Consider the following 2,219-nt stretch of genomic DNA (forward strand, 5'->3'; position numbering starts at 1 on the left):
CTGCGCCGACGGCGTCCATGCACCCGAGTGTGCCGGGTCGCTGCGAGATGGCCCGAGACGGCCACCCGTGGGGGGAGGGGGTGGCCGTCTCGGCGGGGGGAGGGGGGAGCGTGTGGTGTCAGCGCTTGCCGGCGGTGGCCGGCTTGCCGTGACCAGCGGACGTCGGCTTGGAGGTCGGGGTGGGCTTGGCCGTGGGCTTGCCGGTGGTGGTCGGCTTGTTCGTGGGGGTGGGCTTCGCCGTGGGCTGGCCGGTGGTGGTCGGCTTGTTGGTCGGGGTCGGCTTCGCGGGTGTGGCGGGCTTGACCTTCGGCTCACCGACGAGCGTCACGCAGTAGGTCGCGATGTTCTCCCTGCCACCGGCCGCGGTGGCCAGGGCGGTGAACGCGGTGCTGTCGAGGGCCTTGCCGTGCAGGGACTTGTCGTGGGCCGAGAAGGCGTTGCACATACCCTTGAGGCTGGGCGAGGGGGCTGAGGTCGACGAAGGCTCGACCGGCTCCGAGGTGGCGGTCTCCTTCGGCTTCTTGGTCTTCGTGACGTCAGCCGTCGGGGTCGCCGTCGGGGTGAGCGTCGGGGCGGTGGTGGCCCGGCTCTGCGCGACCGAGTCGGTGGCCTGGTCGGACGCCTGGTCCGGCAGCGCCGGCAGGTGGCCGGTGGCGGCCAGGGCGAAGCCGCCGGAGGTGACGGCGACGATGACGCCGGTGGCGATGGCGGCCCGAGTGGCGGCGCTGCGAGCGGTGGTCATGTCACTCCTGGTGATGGGTGGGGGGGTCACACGAGCGGCATGGAAGACTGAGACCGCTGCGTTCTCGCGGAGCAGCTCCCTGTCCCGGGCCGGCGCGCGCAGGGCATCCAGCACGGGACCGACGGTGGGGTCGGACCCGGCCGGGGCGCTGAGGATGCGCTCGGTCTGGTGGCGGGAAAGGCGGCGGTGGTTGCTCATCTCATGCCTTCAGCGTCGGGCGCTCTGAAAGTGTCACGGCTTGCGTCGGAGAACTTTTCCTCGCCCTGCTCGAGTCGTCGCGCGAGCGCGCGCAGCCCCCGGTGGGTGGCGCTGCGTACTGCCCCTGGCCGCTTGCCCAGGATCCGCGCCGTCGTGGGCGCGTCGAAGCCGAAGACGGTCCGCAACAGGATCGCCTCGGCCTGGTCCCTCGGCAAGGCGGCCACCATCGCCAGCGCCGCGTCCGTCCCGATCATGTCGGCGACCAGGGACTCCACGTCGATCCCGGCCGGCCGGTCGAGCAGCTCGAGCAGCTCGCTGTCGACGCGCGGCTGGCGCTGCCGCCGACGCAGGTGGTCCAGGGCTCGATGGCGACCGATGGTCGTCAGCCAGCCACGGAAGCCGTCCGCATCGCCGGCGAACCGGTCGAGGTCGCGAAACCCCTGGGCCCACGTCTCGCTCGCGACGTCCTCGGCATCGTCGGGGCCGACCAGGACGGTCAGGTAGCGCAGCAGTCTCGGCTGGATGTCGCGATACACGACCCGGAGCGCAGCCTCGTCGCCTGCGAGCATCTGCTCCACGAGCGGGTCGAGGGGATCGGCGGAGTCGGGCACCCGCTTTGGTCTACAGCACCGGCGGCACCGACACTCGCATTACCGGGATTTCGGCGGCTGCGTGGCCGTGTCCCTGCGGGGCGGCAGGGGCACCAGCATCGAGGTGCGGGCGGCATACTCCGGGTAGCCGGGCCGCTGCATCATCGTGCGTTCGAGCAGCCGGGCTCCGGTGGCGAAGGCGAGGAAGTACGTCATCGCGACCGGTGCCACGATGGTCAGCAGTCCCGGCAACCATCCGGCCGACAGGGCGCCCGCGAGCCAGAGGCCCCACCAGACGCACGCATCGCCGAAGTAGTTCGGGTGCCGCGTGTAGCGCCACAGCCCGGTCTCCATCACCAGCGGCTTGCGGTCCCGGGGGAGCCGCCGGTAGGCCGCGAGCTGCGCGTCGCCGACGGCCTCGAACAGCAGGCCGACGAGCCAGACGGCACCACCCACGACGACCAACCACCGCCAGCGGACGTCGTACGCCGCAGCGACGACCAGTGGTGAGGACACGACGAACACCGCGAGACCCTGGACGGCGAACACCTTGCGGATGACCGTGCCGAAGCCCGCGTCACCGATCAACGCGGTGTAGCGCGGGTCCTCGCCGTGACCGCGGGACCGGCGCTGGATGTGGAGCGCGAGGCGCCCGCCCCAGATGCCGACCAGCAGCGCGAGCGCCCACG

The 2,219-nt window shown here is 72.1% G+C and carries 3 protein-coding genes; all 3 read right to left on the minus strand.

Going from position 1 to position 2,219, the window contains the following annotated elements; genetic code table 11:
* Positions 1–118: 118 nt before the first annotated feature.
* Positions 119–940 (minus strand): hypothetical protein, encoded by an 822-nt coding sequence (locus RMO85_RS13640; protein ID WP_310529271.1) that lies wholly within the window; start codon positions 938–940, stop codon positions 119–121.
* Positions 937–1,551: an RNA polymerase sigma factor gene (locus RMO85_RS13645; RefSeq protein ID WP_310529272.1), complete on the minus strand. Its 615-nt coding sequence runs from the start codon at positions 1,549–1,551 to the stop codon at positions 937–939. Before RMO85_RS13645 ends, RMO85_RS13640 begins: the two co-directional genes overlap by 4 nt.
* A 39-nt stretch (positions 1,552–1,590) precedes the next feature.
* On the minus strand, positions 1,591–2,219 hold a 629-nt coding region (locus RMO85_RS13650), incomplete at its 5' end, for a DUF1295 domain-containing protein (protein ID WP_310529273.1).

The organism is Nocardioides sp. (genome assembly GCF_031422975.1).
Taxonomy (GTDB): Bacteria; Actinomycetota; Actinomycetes; order Propionibacteriales; family Nocardioidaceae; genus Nocardioides.